At 54.3% G+C, this 654-nt stretch carries 1 pseudogene; it reads left to right on the forward strand.

The features are described 5' to 3' along the window. Positions 1–465, forward strand: a pseudogene (locus HMPREF2724_RS01290) (UDP-N-acetylglucosamine 1-carboxyvinyltransferase); the annotation flags it as partial. Positions 466–654 lie beyond the last annotated feature (189 nt).

Here is a 654-nt window from a genome sequence, read left to right on the forward strand (position 1 = left end):
TCCGCTGGCGCCGAAATCGAAGATTATGACAACGGCTTTCGCGTTCGCATGAACGGCCGACCAACTGCGGTGGATTACCAAACGCTTCCATTCCCGGGTTTCCCAACTGACTTGCAGCCGATGGCGATTGGCCTTTCCGCCGTTGCCGAAGGCACCACGGTCATCACGGAGAACGTCTTCGAATCCCGCTTCCGTTTCGTGGATGAGATGCTCCGTCTCGGCGCCGATGCGCAGGTGGATGGCCACCACGTTGTTATTCGTGGTCAGCAGAGACTTTCTTCCACCCATGTTTGGAGCTCCGATATTCGTGCCGGCGCTGGGTTGGTGCTCTCCGCATTGTGCGCAGATGAAGTAACCACCGTTCACGATGTCTTCCACATCGATCGTGGCTACCCGAACTTCGTTGAGAATCTCTCGCGTTTGGGCGCCGACATCAAGCGCACGCAGGAGCCGGAGACGTACTAAGCGCTTTACGACGCCCTGTTTATCCCCAGTATGCACCTAAAAATGCGGTGTGTACTGGGGATTTGTGTTGTTTGTGGGGTGGGGGCTAAATTAATCCAGGTCGCAACGAGTTGGCCGTGAGGTTAACTAAGTTGTGGTTCGGATGAATTTTTCTTCTTCGATTTGACATTGATTGAATCGGTGGGTAAG

It is taken from the genome of Corynebacterium sp. HMSC071F07, assembly GCF_001810285.1.
Taxonomy (GTDB): Bacteria; Actinomycetota; Actinomycetes; order Mycobacteriales; family Mycobacteriaceae; genus Corynebacterium; species Corynebacterium simulans.